The following is a 19610-nucleotide window of genomic DNA, read 5'->3' as shown; positions in this document are numbered from 1 at the left end:
GCATCCTACTTGGCGGAGCGCCTCGCGCGGGCGCCCCGCCGCGCGGAGAACCGCACGATGAGCGCGAGCGCCAGGGCGGAAGCGGCCATCGCCGACCAGCCGATCGCGGAGACGGCGGCGAGCGACGCCGCCATGCCGACGCCCGCGGCGAGCATGCCGAGGGCGAAGAGGAGCCCGAGCGCGCCCGCGCCTCGGCGGAGCGCGCGGCCGATGAGCCAGCCGGCGACGAGGATGGGCCCGGCGACCGAGATCGCCGCGACGCCGATCGCCGTCGGCATGATCCACGCCTGGCCGGTGAGGCTCGCGTAGATGAGGGCGCCCGCGCCCGCGCCGAGACCCGCCGCGAGCCAGATGCCGAGCCACAGGGCGGCGCGCCGCGGCGGTGCGATCCGCTTCGGGCGGGCGGGTGCCGTCGCGCGCGCGGCGCGGGCCTCAGTCGGACGGGTCTCCTCGAGTGCGATGCGGGTGCGCATGACTCGAGGAGACCATCCGAACCTCAGACGACGCTCAACGCGCCGCGGCCTGGCGCTCCGCCGCGAGCGCGCGGATGAGCGCGTGCTGGCGGCGCAGCTGATCCGAGGCGCGGTACGGGTGCTTGTGGCCCTCGTACTCGCTCGACAGCCAGCCCGTGTAGCCCGATTCGAGGACGACGTCGATGATCTCGGCCCACGGGATGTGGTGGTCGACGAGGTCGTCGTCGATCTCGTGGAACTTCGCCTGGAAGTACACCGTGTACGGCATGACGTCGCGCAGATCGGAGACCGGCACCACGGGCACGACGGGGAACGCGGGCACGCCGCCCGTGCCGAGCTGCGACGTGATGCCGGGCTCCTCGCGGCGGAACATGCTCTTCTGGAACACGCCCGTGTCGATGAGCAGTCCGAAGTTCTCGGTGCCGGTGCGCTCGATGAACGCGATGTACTCGTCGACAACGGGCGACTTGATGACCGACGGCCAGTGGATCTCGGGGCAGATCGTGATGCCGAGGTCGTGCGCGAGGTCGAGGTTGCGCTCGACGGCCTGGTCCCAGATCGGATCGACCTGGAGGTCGCTCGTCACGACGCCGATCTTGGGGCGCACGAACGAGAACCCGAGCGTCGCGGCGAGACGCAGGTCGAGCGCGAGCTGCTCGGCGCCCTCCTCGACGGTCATGCCGCGCCCCGGGAACCGGCGCGTGTCGAGCCAGGACCCGTACAGCGTCGGCGTGAGCCCGAGCTCGGCATTGCGGGCGTGCCACGCGTCGATGAAGGCCGTGGATGGCTCGGGGTAGCTCTCGACATGGCCCTCGCCGAGGATCTCGATGCCGGTCGCGCCGAGATCGGCGATGTCGCGCGCGCAGTCGTCGAGGTCCATGACGACGCCGAAGTCGCCGGTGTAGCTGTAGACCGAGACGCCCAGCTGGAACGGGATGGCGCTCATCGGACGATCACCGCCTTCCGGGTCGCGGTCCAGGCCTGCGGCTGGAGCTCTTCGGGGATGTACGACATGCGCATGCGCAGGGTGAACGAGACGTCGTGGACGCCCGGCGCGAGGCCGCCGTCCTTCGCCACCGTCAGCACCGCCGCGTGCTCGAGCGGCCAGCGGACATCCGTCGACTCCCGCAGCTGCGCGAACGAGTACTCGCCGCTCGGGAGGCCCCACGTGATCTCGGAGGCGCCGAATTCCTCGCCGTCGACGACGAGCGTGGGCTCCTCGAGCAGGTTCGCCCAGACGCCGCGGTAGTAGGGGCTGCGCACCCGCAGCTGGAATCCGGTCGGGCGGTCTCCGCCGACGTTGCGGAATCCCTTCGACTGGATGAGGGATTTCTCGAGCATCCTCGCTCCTCTCGCGCCCCGTCGTGGGGCTCACTTATGTCGAGAATAGTCATAAGATCGCAGGAAGCCAACATTGAAAGGATCCGCAATGACGCCATCCGATGCCGACGAGCTCCGCGCGCGCAATCGCGCGGTGGTCGAGGCCTTCTTCTCATCGAACCTCGACAATCCCGAGGAGCGCATCGCGCTCTGGCACCACGACGGCGTCAAGGAGCTGCCCTTCGCACCGCGCGAGCTGCCCAAGACCCGATGGGAGGGGCGCGACGAGATCGTGGCGAACACGGTCAACAACGCCGGGATGTTCGCGAACTGCGTGCACCAGGACCTCGAGATCTTCGCGTGCGAGGATCCTGCGCTCTTCTTCGTGACGAGCCGGATGGTGCCGGAGGCGACGTTCCTGGGCGAGCCGTACCCGCAGTCGTTCGTGCATCTCCTGCGCGTCGAGGACGGCAGGATCATCCTGCAGCGCGAGTACTTCGACTCGGGCATCCTCGCCGAAGCCGAGCGCGCCGCTCGCGCGAAGGGGCGCACGCCGATGGTCTGAGGGGCCCGCTCGGGCGCCTCGGCCGTCGCCGCGTTTCGCGGCGAACCGGGCGCGGATCGACGCAGGACGCGGCAGGAGCCTGGGACTCCTGCCGCGTTCCGCGTCCAACGGATGGCCGTCTGCCGCGTTCCGGGGCGAACGGCAGGCGAACACGCACGCCGGCCGACGCCCCCCGCATCGGCCGGCGCGGTCTTACAGGCGCGTCGCGGCGTCCTGGGCAGCCCGCACGGCGAGCGCAACCGACATGAGCGTCGGATTCATCGTCGTCGCGGTCGGGATCGTGCCGTTGCCGCCGACGTAGAGGTTCTCGAAGCCCCACACCCGCGAGTGCGGGTCGGCGACCGAGGTGCCGTCGTCAGCGACGCCGAGCCGGGTGGTGCCCTGGTAGTGCAGGCTCGACCCGTTGGGCATGAGCCGCGGCTCGGCGATGAAGACGCCGAGCCCCTCGCCGATGCGGCGCAGGCGCTCGGTCGCGTCGGCGATCTCGGCCTCCTCCTCGGGGCCGAGCGCGTACTCGATGGTCATGTTCGGCAGCCCGCGGTAGTCGAGCTCGTCGTCCGAGAACGTGACGCCGTCCTCGAAGCGCGGGCGCTTGCGCATCCCGTAGCCCATGTTGACGTAGCCCCACCGGTTGCCGGCGTGCGGATGGCTCTCATCGAGCGGGAAGGGCGGCTGCTCGGCGTACATCACCTGCAGGGAGTACGGATGGCCCGGCTCGGCGAACGGGATGCGGTTGACGGCGGCGACGGGGTCGACGGGGTTGGCCGCGCGGCGCGCGAGCTCCGCCTCGAGATCGGCCTCCGAGGCGAACCGCGACATCTGATCGCCGGACAGCGCGACGGTCGAGATGACGACCGGGTGCTCGGTGAGGTAGCGGCCGAGTGCGCGCGGCCGGATGCCCGACGCCCACAGCAGCTGCGGGGTGCGGAACGCGTCGGCAGCGACCACGACGAGGTCGGCCTCGACCGTCGCGGTCTCGCGGGTGCGGAGGTCCTCGACGACGACCCCGGTCGCGCGCGCGCCGTCGACGACGATCTGGCGCACGAGCGACAGGTCGCGCAGCTCGAAGCGCGCCGCGAGCGGGGAGCCCGGGTCGGCGAGCGGGCCGAGCACGACGTCGGCGCCGGCCCAGCGGACCGTGCCGTCGGGCTGCGGGTCTCCCGCGACCGGCAGCGTGCTCGGCGCGGGGTCGGATCCCGCTGCCTCCTCGAGCAGCGAGCGGATGGCCGCGCCGACGGCCGAGTCGGCGAACGCCGCGCTCTGCACGTGCAGGAGCTCCTCCGCGCGCTGGATGAGCGCATCCCACTCCGCGTCGTCGATGAAGTCGACGCGCTCCGAGCCGGAGGGGCGGGGCGTCGCGCACGTCCAGTGGGCGCCCATCCCGCCGACGTTCGTCGACGCGGCGGCCGCCGGGAAGGTCGGGGCGTGCGCGGCGCCCTCCCCGCCGAAGTCGAGAAGATGCGTGCCCTGGCGCGCCGTGAACATCCCCTCGACGACCGTTCCGGCGGGGATGCCGAGCGACTCGCGCAGGGCGCCCGCCTGCGGGCCCTGCGAGAGCTCGCGCGCCCGCGCCTTCTCGTCGGGCGACGGGATGTTGCGCACGCTCTCCCCCGGCACGGCGGTGAGCTGCGGACCGGCCTCGAACATGACCACACGGGCGCGCGGATGGCGCTCGAGCAGCTCGCGCGCGAAGGTCGAGCCGATGGGTCCGCTGCCGACGACGGCGATGACGGGCTGGTCGTTCATGGAGTCTCCTCGCGGGATGAGGCGGGGCCGCCTGCGGCGGCCTGGGGGATCGGATGGCCGCGCCCGACGAGGCGGGTCGGCTCTGCGGCGGGCGGATGGGCAGGGGCGTGCTCGTCCGAGAGGCGCCCGGCAGGCAGGAGGAGCGCGATGACGAAGCCGAGGAGGTAGACGAGCGCGAGAGCGCCGAAGACGGGCCCCATGACGTCGCCGTACGCGCGGGCGACGGCGTCCTGCACGGCCGCGGGCGCCGCGTGCACCTCCTGCGGCGTGAGCGCGGCGACCTCGGAGACGAGGGCGGCGGCCACGCCCGCGCCGATCACGCCTCCGACGATCGCGGTCGCGACCGTGGAGCCGATCTGGCGGACGAGGTTGACCGCAGCGGTCGCGGCCCCGGTCGCCGAGCGCGGCGCCGAGCTCTGCGCGACCGCGACCACGAGGCTCATGAAGAGGCCCGTGCCGATGCCGACGAGCGCCATGAGCGCCATCGGCACCCACAGCGGCAGCCCGAGCGGGAGGACCGCCATCGCTCCGAGGCCGAACGACGCCAGCAGCGGACCGGCGATCGCGAAGCGCCGGTAGCGCCCGGTGCGCCCGACGAGCCATCCGCTGAACAGGCTCGACACGAGCATCCCGAACACCGTGGCGATCGGCACGAGACCCGAGACCGTCGCGCTCGTGCGGTACGCCATCTGGAAGAACGTCGGAAGGTACGCCGTGACCGAGAAGAGCCCGACGCCGATGACCGCGGAGAGAGCGGTCGACGCGGCCATCCGGCGGTCGGCGAACAGGCGCAGCGGAACGAGCGGGTGCGATGCGCGGAACTCCACGAGCACGAAGACCGCGAAGCCCGTCGCCGACAGCGCTGCGCACGCGAGGCCGGCGCCGAGCGCGGCGGGGTCGCCGAGCCAGGTGACCGCGAGCACGAGCGAGACCATGGCGACCGCGAACGCGAGGGCCCCGGCGACGTCGATGCGCCCCCGCTCCGCCCCGCTCTCGACGTGCGGCAGCGCGAACGCCGCGAACGCGAGCGCCGCTCCGCCGAGCGGCAGATTGATCCAGAAGACCCACGGCCATCCCCACGTGTCGACGATCACCCCGCCGAGCACGGGGCCGGCGAGGATCGCGACCGGGAAGGCCGCGCCGATGACGCTCATGTACCGCGCGCGCTGCCGGGGCGTCGTCACGTGCGCGACGATCGTCTGCGACATGAGGTGGAGACCCGCCGATCCGACGCCCTGGACGACGCGTGCGACGATGAGCGCCGTCATGCCGGGGGCGAAGCCGCACGCGAGCGACGCCGCGAGGAACACCGCGAGCGAGACGAGGAAGACCAGGCGCGGGCCGATCATGTCGCCGAGGCGGCCGATGACCGGCATGAGCACCGTGCTCGCGAGCGTGTAGGCCACGATGATCCAGCTCATCTGCGCGAGCGCGTCGAGCTCGCCGGCGATCGTCGCGAGCGAGGTCGAGACGATGGTGTGGTCGAGCGCGCCCAGGAACGACACGACGAAGAGCGCGCCGACGAGGAGTCGGATGCGGAGCGGAGAGAGGTTCATCAGCGGATGGCCCGTACGACCGGGCTGTCGACTCGACCTGGTGTGCCCCGTCGGCCTCGGCGCCGACGGGAACGAGCCCTCGCGGGCCCCGATGTCCCTGCCAGCATATCAGCTTCAGTAGAAAAGCTGCATAAGTAGGTCGAAAGTCATCCTTGGCGTGCGTGCAGCCAGTCGCTCATGACGTCGAGGGTGCGGAGCGCACCCGCGTCGCCCGGCTGGTCGATGTGACCATGCGCGGCGCCCGGCTCCACATGCAGCTCGACCGTCCCTCCGGCCGCGCGCACCGACCCGGCGAACGCCTCGCCGGATGGCCGGAGCGCGTCTCGCTCGCAGACGACGACGAGCGCGGGCGGGTATCCCGCACCGCTCCCCTCGCCCGGGAACGCGTGCGGATCGCTCAGGGCGTCGACGGAGCCCGCGAAGTTCAGGGCGAGCTGCGCATGGGGTGATGCGGGATCGAGCGGCACCCCCGGGTTCGCGCTGTTCGCGTGAAGCGCAGGGTAGACGGCCAGGAGCCCGCCCGGCAGGGGCCCCTCTGCGCCGTCGCGCACACGCGCGACCACGCCGACCGCGAGGTTGCCGCCCGCACTCGCCCCGCCGAGCACCAGTCGATCAGCCGGGAGCCCCAGCAGGGCGGGCGCGGAGCGCCAGGCCGCGAGCACATCGTCGGAGGGCGCGGGGAAGTGCGCCTGGCCGAGGCATTTCGTGTAGTCGACGGCGAGAACCGGGATCCCGCGTGCCGCGAGCTCCCTGGCCACCCAGTTCGACTCCGGCATGTCGAGGTGCCCGCCGATGAACCCGCCGCCGTGCACCCAGAGGAGCGCGACGCGCGCTTCCGCCCCGGGGCGCCGGTAGAGCCGCACGGGCACGCCGCCCTGCGGGCCGTCGACGGTGTGCTCGACCGTCTCGATCCCGCGCAGATGCGGGAACCGCCGCTCGAGCGACGCCGTGTCGATGTCGGGGCGCGGATCCTCCGGCTCCCCGTGCTCGGCGAGCCATCGGATGGCCTCGCGCACGGGGAGGCGCCGGAAGTCGGGCAGGCCGGCTGCCTCGGTGTCGCTCATGTCAGTTCCCTTCGGAGAGGACGGCGCGCACGCGCTCGTCGTGCACGAGGTCGGAAAGGTCGGTCGCCCCGCCGTGCACCGCGCGCCGCAGGGCAGCTCGCGCGGCGGACTCGCGCCCCCGAGGGAGCACGAGCTCGCCGTCCGCCGAGGCGATCCGCACGTCGACGCCGCGGGGATCGACGCGCACCTCGACCCGCTGCTCGCCGAGCGTCCGCGCGACGATCGCCGGATGGCCCGAGGTCGCGCCCGCGAGGAGCGTCACGGGGACCCCGTGGGGCGTCGCCAGGAGGGCGAGGACGCCGGCCGAGCTGCGCGTGCACGCGGACGGCACGAGAGGCCCTGCGAGCACGCGGCCCCAGCCGATCGCGTCGCGGAGCCACTCCGCCGCCGCGTCGATCGGCAGAGCCGCCTCGACGACGACCGCGCGAGCCGCGGCAGCCGCGCGGGACGCCTGGTCCGGCAGCGGGCGCAGCCGCTCGCGCTCGACCGCGCACTCCGCTGCGCCGAGCACGTCGAGCGCCTCGGCCGGAACGGACACCGGCTCGGCGACGAGCGGCGACGTCGAGCGGCTGCTCCGTGCGAGAGCGTCGCGCAGCCGCGAGACCCATCCGTCGGCGCCGTCGACCACGACCACCCCCGCGCCCCCGGGCTCCGCGGTGGCCCCGCGGCCGGGACCGACCGTCAGCGGCAGCTCGATCGCGGCGACCCGGAAGCGGTCAGCGGACTCCCGCGCGGACGCGAGGTCCACGCCGATCATGCGGCGCTCCGCACGGCGTCCGCGACCGCATCCGCGAGATCGATCGCGTAGTGCGCGTCGGCCGCGATCTCGTCGTACTCGACGGGCGCGTCGCCATCCAGCGCGGCCGCGAACGCGCGCCAGAGCGCGACATAGCCGTCGTCCGCGGCGCGCGGATGGCGGATGAGCCGGCCGTCGTCGTGCCGGATCCGCACCTCGGCGGAGCCGTCGTGCACGAAAGACGGCGGGAAGTCGATCTCGACGCCATCGCCCTCGGTCCGGATGGAGACGCGCCACAGCGCCTCGGCGCCGTCGGGCACCATCGCCGTCGCGAGCTGCACGAGCACGTCGCCCGCGCGGAATCCGATCGCGTATCCGATCGGCGGCACGGGCCGTGCGAACACGACCTCGTCGAGGCGGGGCGCGAGATCGCGCAGCAGCGGGGCGTCGTGGATCGCGAGGCCGAGGACGAGCTGGCGGAGGACCGCCGCGGCGAAGCCCGTATCCGACCAGTCGGGCGCCGAGCGCGCGGGCGCGGCCACGCCGCGGTCCGCGAACTCGGTCACCGCGGCGTGATAGCGGTCGTTGGCCGGCAGCGACACCGTGACGGAGATGCTCTGAACCCGTTCGCGCCGTGCGATGAGGAAGTGCTTGGCGCGCCCCCATGCGGGGTCGTGGAGGTGATTCGTCCCCACGATGAGCGCGACCCCGGCCTCGCGGCAGGCGCGCAGCACCGCGTCCACCTCGCCGTGCGCGAGAGCGAGCGGCTTCTCGCACAGGACGCCGCGCTTGCCGGCCGCGACCGCCGCGAGAACCTGGCCCGCATGACGCTCCGGCGGCGACGCGATCACGACGACCTCGACGGCCGGGTCGGCGAGCAGCTCCTCGGCGCTCGAGGAGGCGCGGGCTCCCAGCGGTGCCGCGATGGCGGCTGCGCGCCCGCTGCCCGCGTCCGCGACGTGCACGACCGCGAAGCGATCGCCCAGGCGAGCGAGGGTGGGGACGTGGAGCGCTGCCGCGCCCGGGCCCGCGCCGATGATCCCGACTCCTGTGGGCATGCGACCTCCTCGTCGTGCGCACTTACGTTAAAAGTACACGTAAGTTTCGGCGCGATCGACAATAGATCGCGCGATCTCGCGGGCACTGTGCCAGAATCCGAGGATGGCGAACCAGTCCACCCTCCGATTCGGGGCCCAGACCGACGAGGTCACGAGCCTGCTGCGGATCGTCAACCTCGTCCGGACCGGCGAGGCCACCACGCGGCCCGAGATCGGCCGGCTGACCGGACTCGGGCGCGGCGTCGTGTCGCAGCGCGTCGACCGCGCGATCGAAGCGGGCTTCCTCGAGGACGCCGAGCTGGGCCCGTCCTCCGGAGGGCGCGCGCCCCGCGTGCTGCGCTTCCGATCCGAGCAGGCGCGCATCCTCGTGTGCGCCCTCGGCGCCCTGCACATCCGCGTCGGCGTGACCGATCTCGACGGGCGCGTGATCGCCGACGATCACGCACCGTGGGACATCACACGCGGGCCGGACGCGACGCTCGACGCCGCGATCGAGATGGCCGAGACCGTGCTCGCGCAGACGGGGGACGCCCCGATCTGGGCCGTCGTCGTCGGCGTCCCCGGGCCCGTCGACTTCAGCTCGGGGCGCCCGGTCGCTCCGCCGATCATGCCCGGCTGGAGCGGATTCGACGTCCGAGCGCGCTTCGAGGAGCGGTTCTCCGCGCCCGTGTGGGTCGACAACGACGTGAACCTCCTCGCGCTCAGCGAGCGCGACCGCCGCCGTGCGCAGAACGTCGACCTCATCTTCTGCAAGATCGGATCCGGCATCGGCGCCGGGCTCCTCTCGCAGGGGCACCTCCACCGCGGCGCGAACGGCGCGGCCGGCGACATCGGGCACGTGCGCGTGCTCGGCTCGGAGGAACTGTGCCGGTGCGGCAAGATCGGCTGCCTCGAGGCCGTCGCGAGCGGATGGGCGCTCATCCGCGACGCGCAACGCGCGGTGGCGGAGGGCGACGACGGAGCCCTCGCCTACTTCGTCAAGAACGACGAGGAGCTCACCCCGGAGCACATCGCGATCGCAGCCACCCACGGCGATGCGCTCGCGATCTCGCTCATCCAGAAGTCCGCACGCGTCGCCGGGGAGTCGATCGCGACGCTCGTCAACATGTTCAACCCGGCGGTGATCGTCATCGGCGGTGCGATCGCGTCCGCGGGCGAGGTCTTCCTCGCGGAGGTGCGCCAGCGCGTGTACGAGCTCTCGCTGCCCCTCGCGACCCGCGACCTGCAGATCGTGAACTCCGCGAACGACCCGACCGAGCCCATCCGCGGCGGCGCGCAGCTCGCGATCGAGCAGCTGTTCGACGCGACCTTCCCGCGCTGGTTCGCGGACGGCCGGCCCACCATCCAGGGGGTGCTCGCCGCGGCCTGAGACCGCTTCTTACGAAAAACGACGGAAGTGTGTATCTTCTGGGTCTAAGTCACACGAAGGAGTGTCATGACCCCGAAGCCCATCCGCACGCTCATCGTCACCGGGATGACCGACGTCCACCACGACTGGCGGAAGACCACTCCGGCCCTCGTCGCGCTGCTGGAGTCGACCGGGCGCTTCGATGTCCGGGTCTCCGAGGAGTTCCGGGGTGCGACCGCCGAGACGCTGCGCCCATACGATCTCGTCGTCCTCAACTACTACGGGCGGCGCGACCCCTGGCGCGACGTGCCCGAGGAGCGCTTCGGCGAGGAGACGGAGCGCGCGCTGTTCGACTTCGTCGCCTCGGGCAAGGGCCTCGTCGCCTACCACCCGACCCTCGCGGGAGGCGTCGGCTGGGATCCGGAGTACGAGCGCCTCCTCGGCGGCGTGATGCGCGAGGACACCTCGCGGCGGGCGCCGAACAACGACTTCCTCCTCCGCACGGCCGAGGCGCACCCCATCACGGATGGATGGCCCGCCGAGTTCCCGCACTACGGCGACGACCTCTACGTCGGCCTGCGCTGGCCCGAGGGTGTGCGGAAGACGATCCTGCTCACCGGCTGGGACAACCCGCTGCGCTACACCCAGGTGCCCGCCCAGTGGCGCGCGCTGCCGGGCATGGGCGAGGAGCACCCCGTCGCCTGGACGGTCGAGTACGGCGCAGGCCGCTCGGCCTCGATCGGCATCGGCCACGACGTCGCGGCGATCGGGCACCCCGCGTTCCGCGCGCTCTTCCCGCGAGCCGCCGAGTGGGCGGCGACCGGGGAGGTGACCATCCCCACGCCCGAGGATCTGGGCGAGCCCGTCGAGGGCGGCGACTGGTGGCCGACGACGCTCGAGCCGATGGTGCGCCGCATGTTCGACGAGTGGGTCGCGGCGGGCGAGCCCGCGACGCAGAAGGGCGGCGCATGACGCTCCCCGTGCTCCGCGACGACGCGCTCGTCTCGGATCGGGAGGGGTTCGCCCTGCGCCTGTCGCTGCCGTGGATCCGCTCGCTCCCTCTGTCATCGCTTCAGGACCTCGCGGTCTCGGTCGACGGAGAGCCGGTCGGCGCACGGGTGCGCGAGGGCCATCCGGAGTGGTGGTTCCTGCAGGACCGCGTCGAGGTGGTGGTTCCGGGGCCGCTTGCCGACGGCCGTCACGACGTCGAGGTCGCGTTCTCGCTCCTCATCCCCTATCTCCCGGGCGCCCCCGGCCATCCGCTCGTGCTGCCGTTCCGCGCGCGGCGGGTGCTCGAACTCGATGCGGCGCCGTCCGCTCCCTCCCCGGCCGCGGCGCCGCGCGCGCCGGAGCGGACGGCCGCGGCCGCGGGCCGATGGACGCTCGCCGCGAGCGCCTTCAACTGGACGCCCGAGGTCATCCGCGCCGAGCGCTCGGCGCCCGACATCGCCGTCGCGATCGCCGCCGAGGGCACGGCCGACGTCCTCGAGGTCGAGCTCGGGCAGTCCCTCCGATCGTTCCCCGCGCCATCCGCTGACGAGGCGGCAGGGCTCGGCACGCGCATCGCCGACGTGGGCGGACGGGTCAGCATCGCCGGAGCGAGCATCGACGACTGGACCGGCGACGGCAGGCGCCGATCGGAGGACGAGCGGCTCGCCTTCCTGCTGCCGCAGCTGCACGCGGCGCACGCCCTCGGCGCCGAGGGCGTGCGGCTGCCGATCGGGCAGGCCGGTGAGGGGCTGCTGCGCCGGCTCCTGCCGACCCTGCAGGAGCTCGACCTCACGCTCTACGAGGAGATGCAGGGGCACCAGACGCCCGAGCGCGAGGCCGCCGCGGTCGACGTGGTCGCCGCGATCGACGACCCGCACGTGCGCCTCCTCGTGGACATCAGCATGCTCATGCCCGCGCTCCCGAGGACCTACCTCGAGCGGATGTCGGCGCTGCCGGCCGCCCTGCACGCGCGGCTCCGCGAGGAGTGGCGCGACCCGAGCACCTCGGCGGCGGTGACGGCGGCCCTGCACGCGGGCGAGGTGCCGCCCGAGCTGCGGACCCTCTTCATGAACCTCATCGTGCGGTTCGGCCGGTCCGAGGCCGCCGTGCTCCGCCCCATCCTGCCGCTCGTCGGCGCCTTCCACCTCAAGTTCTGGGACCTCGAGGACGACGACGGCCGGGTCAGCGCGCCCATCCGCGACCTCGGGGCGCTGCTGCGCGGCTCGGACTTCCGCGGCACGCTCTGCAGCGAATGGGGCGGGCACGAGTGGCTCGACGACGACCCGACCGAGACGACCCGCGCCCACCTCGCGCTCGCGCGCGAGGCGCTGGGCGCACCATCCCCCGAGTGAAGGAGCTCACCATGGCCGAACCGACCATCCACGACCTCGCGGCGCAGGTCGCCGACCTGCGCGCGCAGCTCGCCGAGGCGCAGCGAACGGCGCAGGCCGCGCACGACCGCGGCGCGATCGAGAACCTCTTCAACAGGTACATGTACCTGCACAACGCGTTCCAGGACGAGCAGATCATCCCGCTGTGGGTGAAGCGCGGCACCGAGGGCATTCGCGCGCGCTACACGAACGCGGGGCAGTACACCGACTACGACAGCGTCATCCGCTACCACCAGGGCCGCCCCGCGCCGGTCGGCAAGCTCATCCTCCATGCCACGACGACGCCCGTCATCGAAGTGGCCGCGGACGGGAAGACGGCGAAGGGCGTGTGGCTCATGGCCGGAACGGAGTCCGGTCTGACCGACGTCGAGGTGGCGAAGGAGAGCCCGGAGTACATGTACTCGCCCGGCCTCGTGGCGGGCAAGCGGGTCTGGGCTCACTGGGTGTGGTGCAAGTACGCGATCGACTTCCTCCGCCAGGACGGCGAATGGCGCATCTGGAAGTTCCGGTGCTACGAGCTGGCCCGGGCTCCGTTCGAGGAGAACTGGGTGAGCTTCGGCGAGAAGAACCAGCACGCCTTCGACCTCGACCTCATGTACTTCGGCGATGACGGCAAGCCCGTCTTCATGCCTCCCGCCGACGAGCCCGTCCCCGAGAGGAACCACCCGTACAGCCCGTCGACGCGCCAGAAGCTCGAGCCGGTGCCGCCCGTCCCGCACGCGACCTTCGAGGACACCTTCGCCTGATCCCTCCCCCCGCGCAGAGAGCCGCCCCGGAGCCCGTGACGGGCTCCGGGGCGGCTCTCTGCGGGCGCTACTTCGTCGAGAACGCCGCGTCGAACGACGCAGCGGGCGGCGTGATGGCGTTGAGCTTGCGCACGAACGCGAGCGCCTCGGGAGCGCCCTGCAGACGGTCCATGCCCGCGTCCTCCCACTCGACGCTCGTCGGGCCGTCGTAGCCGATCGCGTTGAGCGCGCGGAACAGCGGCTCCCAGGGCACGGCGCCGTGGCCCGTCGACACAAACGTCCAGCCGCGCCGCGGGTTCGCCCACGGCAGGTGCGACCCGAGCACGCCGTTGCGTCCGTCGAGGTTCGTCACCGACTCCTTCACGTGGACGTGGAAGATGTGGTCGGCGAAGTCGAGCACGAACGCCACCGGGTCGAGCTGCTGCCACATGAAGTGCGACGGGTCGAAGTTGATCCCGAAGCCCGGACGGTGCCCGATCGCCTCGAGCGTCGCCTTGGCCGTCCAGTAGTCGTAGGCGATCTCCGACGGATGCACCTCGAGCGCGAAGCGGACGCCGACCTCCTCGAACACGTCGATGATGGGGTTCCACCGGTCGGCGAAGTCCTGGTAGCCGGCCGCGATCATCTCGTCGCTCGCCGGCGGGAACATCGCGACGTACTTCCAGATGGACGACCCCGTGAAGCCCGTGACGGTCTTCACGCCGAGCTTCGCCGCGAGGCGCGCGGTGTTCTTCATCTCCTCGGCCGCCCGCTGGCGCACGCCCTCAGGATCTCCGTCGCCCCAGACGACGTCCGGGAGGATGTCGCGGTGGCGCTGGTCGATCGGGTCGTCGCAGACCGCCTGGCCCTTGAGGTGATTCGAGATCGTCCACACCTTCAGCCCGTGGCGCTCGAGCGTGTCGAGCTTGCCCTGGACGTAGGCGTCGTCATCCCAGCGCCACGGATCCAGGTGGTCGCCCCAGCAGGCGATCTCGAGGCCGTCGTAGCCCCACTCCCCCGCGAGGCGGCACACCTCCTCGAACGGCAGGTCGGCCCACTGGCCCGTGAACAGCGTGATCGGTCGCGCCATCGCGAACTCCTCCCGATTGTCGTTGATTACAACTTACTCGCGGACCGGTGGTCAGGCCAGCACGAGCTCGCGCTCGACCGGCACGCGGTTGGTCACATACCGGCCGGGCCCGCCGTCGACCCCCGGCGCGATCTGCATGTAGAGCAGGCGCATGGTCAGCACGACCTCGACGGTGATGCGCTCCCCTGCGGCCGGCACGCCGCCGTCGAGGACGCCCTCGAGCGGGATGACGATCTCAGGACGGTCGGCGACGAACCAGAGGGTGTCCCACTGGTCGGGCAGCTCCGCCACGGTGTACGAGCGCCCCTGCAGCTCGAAGCGCAGCGTCTCCTTGGGGATCACGACGCCGTTGACGGTGACGTCGACGTCGTCGACGGCAGACAGCCAGAGGCTGCGGTACCACGGCAGCTGGATCGAGACGGCGATGCCGTCGTCGCGGCGCGTGACGTCCTTCTCCGAGAACAGGGAGTTGTGAGTGGCCATGTCGTCTCCTCCTAGACCGTCGCCGCCGCGACGGATTCCTCGATCGCGCGGCGCATGAGCGCGTGCTGCTTCCGGACGAGGTCGATCGGGTCGGCCTCGCCGAGGTCGGAGAACGCGTGGCCCTCCCACTCGCTGGACAGGAAGCCCTCGTAGCCGCCCTCGACGAACTGGCGCACGATGCGGGGGATGTCCATGGCCGGCTCCTCGCCGTCCGCCCCGATGTCGTAGAACTTCGCGTGCACGTGGAAGATCTGCGGCATGATGTCGAGCCACTCCTCGGGCGGCACGAGTCCGTGCATGTTGAAGGCGAGGCGCGTGAAGGGCCCGAACCGGAGGAAGTCGAAGCCCTCCGCGGTGAGGAAGTCCTCGAACTCCTGATTGCGCACGTGCATGGGCAGCGGCTTCCGCCAGATCTCGTCCATGACCGGGAAGTACTTCTCGGGCATGCCCATCGTCCGCAGCGTGCGCAGGAGCGTCGGCGACAGGCTGTGCATGGTCGATGAGAAGTCGGCCGTGAACCCGAGGCGCTCGGATCCGAGCTCCTCGTACATCGCGCGGATCTCGAGGATCTTCGGATCGTTGGGGCCCTGCGGTGCGTGGATCTCGTAGCCCAGGCGCTGGTCGTACTTCTCCGCGAGCGGCAGGAGGCGACGCAGCAGCTCCTTGCCGGCCGAGCGGATGACGATCCTCCGGAATCCGAGCGTGTTCGCCGTGGCGAGCTGCCGCGAGAAGAAGTCGAACTCCTCGTCGGGGGTCATGTCGCGATCCTTGCGGCGGCCCATGTCGAGGTTCGTCCCGACCGCGCTCGGCTCGAGCTCGTGCTTCTCGAGCGTGTCGAACCAGAGCCTCGTGAACTCGGCGTCGACATCCGGGTAGGTGCGCAGGAGCTGCGCGATGTTGAACTCCACACCCGGCCCGATGCCGTTCTCGGCGACGGCGGCGATCAGCGTCTCGGGCGTGTACAGCCCGGCGGCGAACTCGCTCGTCATCGAGTACAGGGTGGTTCCGAGGCGGATGCCGGTGCCGGCGATGCCCTCGCTCGTCATGCGCGCACTCCTTCCGTTCGAGGCAGCCACGCTGCCAGCTGGGTCCGCGCCTGCGCGGCCTCCGTCACCATGCGGCTGCCCGCGGCCTCCGCCGCGGAGCGCTGCACGGCCTGCTCGCCCGCGATGATCTCGAAGGGCGACTGCCAGTGGTTCCAGTGCCAGCCCTCGTACTCGCTCGAGATCGCGCCGTTGTAGCCGTTCTCGACGAGGAGCGTCACGAGATCGCGGACGGGAACCGACGGCTCCTCGCCGTTCTCGTCGATGCCGAAGAACTTGCCGTGCACGTGCTTGATCCACGGCATGATCTCGAGCCAGTCGTCGACGCGGGCAGGGCCGAACAGGCCCGTGCCGTTGATGCCGAAGTCGATGCCGAACTCGGGCTGCCCGTGCTGGGCCGCGAGGCCGATGAAGCGCCCGAAGCGCTGTCCGTGCTCGGCCTGGTCGGCCGGCGGCCCCTGCTCGTAGAACGCGCTCCACAGGTCGACGACCTCGCCGAGCAGCTCCTCCGATGCGCCGCGACGGCGGTACGCCTCGATGAGCGACGGCGCGAAGCCGGTCACGGTGGCGCCCCAGTCCATCGTGAACCCGAGGAACGGCGAGCCGACCTTCTCGTAGCGGTCGCGCAGGGCGAGGATGCGCGGATGGGAGGCGTACTGGTCCGCGTGCACCTCGAGCGCGAGCGTCACGCCGTGCTCCTCGGCGATGGGAGCGAGCGCCTCCATCGAGTCGGGCGTGATCGAGATCTGCACGCGCGCGATCGGGAAGCCGAGCTTGGCGGCGGCGAGGATCTGCCTCCGCATGTACGCGATGAGCTCGTCCTGGTCGAGCAGGCGGTCGCGGTGGATGCCGATGTCGGCGTTGATCGCGAGCGAGGTCGTGACGAGGCCGGTCTCGGCGACGAGATCCCGGAAGCGGCCCGCGAACGCGTCGTCGACCTCCGGGAAGCCGCGGAAGCTCGAGAAGCCGATGATCTCGAGACCGGGGCCGTAGCCTTCGGCTGCGACCTTGCGGATGAGCCCTTCGAGGTCGTACTCGCGGCCATGGAACGCGCGCGTGAAGCTGTAGAGGGTGACGCCCTGGATGGGCGCGCCGAGGTTCGTCATGCGGCTGCCGCCTTCATGGTCTTGGCGTCGCGCTCCTCGATGTGGAGGGTCTCGTCGTCGCCGATGATGATGTACGGGATGTAGAGGGTGAGGCCCACCTCGACGCGGTGCTCCGCGTCGTCCGCGGGCACCGGGAGGTCGCCGGAGAGCACGGCGGAGTCGACGGGGAACCACCAGCTCTCGGTGTCGTCGACCATGTCGGCGAAGGTGCGCTCCTCGCCGTTGAGACGCCAGCGCAGCGAGTCGGCCGGCGCCTCGACGCCGTCGACCGTGAGCGTGGCGCCGGCGATGCACGACGCGGGCAATGCGCGGTACCAGGGGATGCGCACGTCGACCGCGACGCGCGCGCCGTCGGTCCTGAGCGTGCCGGGCTCGATGATGCGATCGGGGATCACGGATGTCCTCCAAGACGTCTTTGTCTGACTTCCGTCAGACTAATGCTTCTTTTCTACCTAAGTCAAGGCCTGGTGGGGCCCGGAGCCCCTCACGGCGGTCTCAGCCTGCGGCCACGGCTCCCGAGACCCGCTCGGATGCCGTCTGCGGGCTGAGCCTCTCCGCGATGCGGCGAGCGCCGCGCACCGCGAGCGCCACCGCGGTCAGCGTCGGGTTGCACGCCGTGGCCGTCGGGATGACGCCGTTGCCGGCGACGAAGAGCCCCGGCACGCCCCAGACCTCGCTGTGCGGGTCGCACACGGAGGCGCCGTCGTCCGCCGCGCCCATCCGCACCGTGCCCTGGTAGTGCAGAGACGACCCGAGGGGCATGACGAAGGGGCGGTCGTCGAGCGGCTCCCCGACGGCCTTCCCGAGTCGGACGATCTCCCGCTTCGCGCGCTCGATGACCGCGCGGTCGCGATCGGTGAGGGTGTAGTGGATGCGCATGGCCGGCATCCCGTACGCGTCGACCCGGGAGTCGTCGAACGCGACCCGGTCGGAGGCCTGCAGGTCCTTCGCGCAGAAGAGCCCGAGCCCGACGATCGATCCCGGCACCACAGGGTCGTCATCCGCGAGCGGGATGGGCGACGCGTCGAGCTGCATGATCTGACCATGGAAGGGCAGGTCGTCGGTGAACGGCACCCAGCTCACGCCGCTCGTCTCGCTGAGAGCGCCGTCGCCGCCCTCCCGGGTCGCGGGCGCCTCGACGTCGCGCAGACGCGACGCGAAGACGATCTGCGCCTGGTCGTTGAGATAGCGGCCGAGGGCCTCGGGGCGGATGCCGGACGCCCAGAGCACCTGCGGCGTGCGCAGCGCGTCGGCCGCGACGACGACGAACCGGGCGGCGATCCGATGCGTCTGCCCGTCGCGGAGGTCGCGGACCTCGACACCCGACGCGCGGCCGTCGGCGACGAGCACGCGCGTGACGAGCGACTCGTCGTGGAGCGAGAACCCGCGGTTCGCGCGCGTGACGTCGCCGAAGACGACGTCGGATCCCGACCACACGAGGCGCCCGTCGTCGCGACGGTGCACGGCCAGCGGCATCCGCTGCACGCGGCGGTCCGCTGGCCGCTCCGCGTCGACCTCGGCGGCCAGGCGCTCGCGGACGAGCCCGGAGAACGGCGCAGCGTCGAAGGCGTCGGAGGTGACGCCCAGGAGGCGCTCGCTCTCCGACAGCAGCTCGTCGAGGGCGCCGTCCTCGTCCAGGAAGCCGATGCGCTCGCTGTCGCCCGGGCGCGGGCACGCGGCGGTCCAGTGGGCCCCCATGCCCCCGACGTTGCTCGAGAACGCTGCCACCGGGAGGCCGTCCTCGCCGTCCTGGGCGTAGCCGTCATCGAGCAGGTAGGTGCCGGCGCGGGCGCGCCGCTGCCCCGCCTTCACCGCCCCCGGGTTCGTGACGGTGGCGGTCTCCGCCGCGGGACCCTGCGAGCGCACCTGCGCGCGGGCGCGCTCAGCGTCGTCGACGATGTTCTTGACGTGCGCGCCGGGCGGGTCCGACACGGTCGGCCCCACCTCGAGCATGGCGATCCGCGCCCCCGGCGCGCGCTCGGAGAGGATCCGCGCGTAGGCGGCGCCCGTGGGCCCCGAGCCGACGATGACGACGTCGACCTCGTTCGGGTAGCGGCTCATGCGCGGGCCGCCGCTTCGACGATGCGCCGCACCGATGCGGACGACTCGACCGTCGGGTAGTACTCGAGCCCGATCGGGCCGTCGTACCCCGACGTGCGCAGGATGCCGAGGCGCTCCTCCCAGTCGAGCTCGCCCGTTCCCGGCTCGCCGCGCCCGGGGGCGTCGGCGAGCTGGACGTACTTCACGAGGTCGCCCGCGCCCGCGAGCTCCGCCGCCATGTCCTCGCCCTCGACGGCCGAGTGGTAGATGTCGTAGAGGACGCCGAACGCGGGCGAGTCGACGCCGCGCGCGACGTAGGCGGCCTCGGAGGTGCGGTCGAGCAGCGAGCCGGGGTGGTCGACGCGCACGTTCACCGGCTCGAGCACGAGCGTGACGCCCGACCCGTCGATCTGCGCGATCGCCGTCCGGTAGATCTCGATGAGCTTGTCGAGCTGGACCTGCCGCTTCCAGCCGCCGAAGCCCGTCCCGCTGCCCACGACGATGCGCGGGCATCCGAGCGCACGCGCGATCTCGACGCCCTCGTCGAGCTTGCGGAAGAACTCCGAGTGGTCCCACGGCGGGATCATGAACTGCGTGCGCGGCTCGGCGAGCTGCGCGGTCAGCTGCGTCCCCGTCTCCTCGAGCGCGGCGCGGAGAGCCGGGATGTCCTTGGGCTTCGCGGGCACGTCGACCCCGGTCGGCCCCCACATCTCGACGGCGTCGAACCCGGCCGCCGCCGCCGCGCGCACGCGCTCCGGGTAGTCGCCGGCCTCGGTGAAGAGCAGTTCGATATTCGGTGCGAGCTGGTACATCGGTCCTCCTGGATCAGAACATCGGGTGGTCGTGGACGGCATGCACGGAGGCGCCGCCCCCGTG

The 19610-nt window shown here is 72.0% G+C and carries 20 protein-coding genes; 5 read left to right on the top strand and 15 right to left on the bottom strand.

Going from position 1 to position 19610, the window contains the following annotated elements; genetic code table 11:
* Positions 1-5 precede the first annotated feature (5 nt).
* The 3 genes from GC092_RS01555 to GC092_RS01545 are packed head-to-tail and all read right to left on the bottom strand — an operon-like array spanning position 6 to position 1814.
* Entirely contained in the window at positions 6-473 is a 468-nt protein-coding gene (locus GC092_RS01555) for a hypothetical protein (RefSeq protein WP_324013688.1), read from the bottom strand.
* A gap of 34 nt (positions 474-507) precedes the next feature.
* Positions 508-1419, bottom strand: coding sequence for a sugar phosphate isomerase/epimerase family protein (locus tag GC092_RS01550; RefSeq protein ID WP_324013687.1), 912 nt, complete (start codon positions 1417-1419; stop codon positions 508-510).
* Entirely contained in the window at positions 1416-1814 is a 399-nt protein-coding gene (locus tag GC092_RS01545) for a C-glycoside deglycosidase beta subunit domain-containing protein (RefSeq protein ID WP_324013686.1), read from the bottom strand. Before GC092_RS01545 ends, GC092_RS01550 begins: the two co-directional genes overlap by 4 nt.
* Before the next feature lie 88 nt (positions 1815-1902).
* Between GC092_RS01545 and GC092_RS01540 the strand changes: the two genes are divergently transcribed.
* Positions 1903-2358 (top strand): nuclear transport factor 2 family protein, encoded by a 456-nt coding sequence (locus GC092_RS01540; RefSeq protein ID WP_324013685.1) that lies wholly within the window; start codon positions 1903-1905, stop codon positions 2356-2358.
* 192 nt (positions 2359-2550) lie between these two features.
* Here GC092_RS01540 and GC092_RS01535 read toward each other — a convergent pair whose 3' ends face one another.
* The 5 genes from GC092_RS01535 to GC092_RS01515 all read right to left on the bottom strand — a co-directional run bounded on the left by GC092_RS01535 (position 2551) and on the right by GC092_RS01515 (position 8518).
* Positions 2551-4104 carry a GMC oxidoreductase gene (locus tag GC092_RS01535; protein ID WP_324013684.1) on the bottom strand — a complete coding sequence of 518 codons (1554 nt, stop codon included), beginning with the start codon at positions 4102-4104 and terminating at the stop codon, positions 2551-2553.
* Positions 4101-5660 carry an MDR family MFS transporter gene (locus GC092_RS01530; protein ID WP_324013683.1) on the bottom strand — a complete coding sequence of 520 codons (1560 nt, stop codon included), beginning with the start codon at positions 5658-5660 and terminating at the stop codon, positions 4101-4103. Before GC092_RS01530 ends, GC092_RS01535 begins: the two co-directional genes overlap by 4 nt.
* A 146-nt stretch (positions 5661-5806) precedes the next feature.
* A complete protein-coding gene (locus GC092_RS01525; RefSeq protein WP_324013682.1) occupies positions 5807-6724 on the bottom strand; it encodes an alpha/beta hydrolase in 918 nt (305 codons plus the stop codon).
* A gap of 1 nt (position 6725) precedes the next feature.
* Positions 6726-7481 (bottom strand): hypothetical protein, encoded by a 756-nt coding sequence (locus tag GC092_RS01520; protein WP_324013681.1) that lies wholly within the window; start codon positions 7479-7481, stop codon positions 6726-6728.
* Complete coding sequence (locus tag GC092_RS01515; RefSeq protein WP_324013680.1) at positions 7478-8518, bottom strand: Gfo/Idh/MocA family protein; 1041 nt, start codon at positions 8516-8518, stop codon at positions 7478-7480. Before GC092_RS01515 ends, GC092_RS01520 begins: the two co-directional genes overlap by 4 nt.
* A gap of 103 nt (positions 8519-8621) precedes the next feature.
* On the opposite strand from GC092_RS01515, the gene GC092_RS01510 reads away from it, so the two are divergent.
* The 4 genes from GC092_RS01510 (at position 8622) to GC092_RS01495 (ending at position 12993) form a co-directional block, all read left to right on the top strand.
* A complete protein-coding gene (locus GC092_RS01510; protein WP_271172990.1) occupies positions 8622-9887 on the top strand; it encodes an ROK family protein in 1266 nt (421 codons plus the stop codon).
* Positions 9888-9953: 66 nt separating this feature from the next.
* Positions 9954-10838 (top strand): ThuA domain-containing protein, encoded by an 885-nt coding sequence (locus GC092_RS01505; protein WP_324013677.1) that lies wholly within the window; start codon positions 9954-9956, stop codon positions 10836-10838.
* Complete coding sequence (locus GC092_RS01500) at positions 10835-12208, top strand: restriction endonuclease subunit R (protein ID WP_324013676.1); 1374 nt, start codon at positions 10835-10837, stop codon at positions 12206-12208. Before GC092_RS01505 ends, GC092_RS01500 begins: the two co-directional genes overlap by 4 nt.
* An 11-nt stretch (positions 12209-12219) precedes the next feature.
* On the top strand, positions 12220-12993 hold the full coding sequence (locus tag GC092_RS01495; protein ID WP_324013674.1) for a nuclear transport factor 2 family protein: 774 nt from the start codon (positions 12220-12222) through the stop codon (positions 12991-12993).
* Positions 12994-13060: 67 nt separating this feature from the next.
* Here the strand turns inward: GC092_RS01495 and GC092_RS01490 are convergent, their stop codons facing one another.
* The 7 genes from GC092_RS01490 to GC092_RS01460 form a co-directional block, all read right to left on the bottom strand.
* Positions 13061-14062: a sugar phosphate isomerase/epimerase family protein gene (locus GC092_RS01490; RefSeq protein WP_271172994.1), complete on the bottom strand. Its 1002-nt coding sequence runs from the start codon at positions 14060-14062 to the stop codon at positions 13061-13063.
* Positions 14063-14113: 51 nt separating this feature from the next.
* Entirely contained in the window at positions 14114-14545 is a 432-nt protein-coding gene (locus GC092_RS01485) for a C-glycoside deglycosidase beta subunit domain-containing protein (protein ID WP_324013671.1), read from the bottom strand.
* An 11-nt stretch (positions 14546-14556) separates the two neighbouring features.
* Complete coding sequence (locus GC092_RS01480; RefSeq protein WP_324013669.1) at positions 14557-15591, bottom strand: sugar phosphate isomerase/epimerase family protein; 1035 nt, start codon at positions 15589-15591, stop codon at positions 14557-14559.
* Positions 15588-16694 (bottom strand): sugar phosphate isomerase/epimerase family protein, encoded by a 1107-nt coding sequence (locus GC092_RS01475; protein ID WP_324013667.1) that lies wholly within the window; start codon positions 16692-16694, stop codon positions 15588-15590. The genes GC092_RS01480 and GC092_RS01475 overlap by 4 nt, the downstream gene beginning before the upstream one ends.
* The gene (locus GC092_RS01470; RefSeq protein ID WP_271172998.1) at positions 16691-17089 is read right to left on the bottom strand and encodes a C-glycoside deglycosidase beta subunit domain-containing protein; all 399 of its coding nucleotides are present in this window, start codon (positions 17087-17089) and stop codon (positions 16691-16693) included. Before GC092_RS01470 ends, GC092_RS01475 begins: the two co-directional genes overlap by 4 nt.
* Positions 17090-17189: 100 nt before the next feature.
* Complete coding sequence (locus GC092_RS01465) at positions 17190-18755, bottom strand: c-glycoside 3-oxidase CarA (RefSeq protein WP_324013665.1); 1566 nt, start codon at positions 18753-18755, stop codon at positions 17190-17192.
* On the bottom strand, positions 18752-19546 hold the full coding sequence (locus GC092_RS01460) for a TIM barrel protein (RefSeq protein ID WP_324013663.1): 795 nt from the start codon (positions 19544-19546) through the stop codon (positions 18752-18754). The genes GC092_RS01465 and GC092_RS01460 overlap by 4 nt, the downstream gene beginning before the upstream one ends.
* Positions 19547-19610 lie beyond the last annotated feature (64 nt).

Source organism: Microbacterium sp. JZ37 (assembly GCF_035188445.1).
GTDB lineage: Bacteria > Actinomycetota > Actinomycetes > Actinomycetales > Microbacteriaceae > Microbacterium > Microbacterium barkeri.
This window is presented reverse-complemented; position numbering and strand designations above follow the sequence as displayed.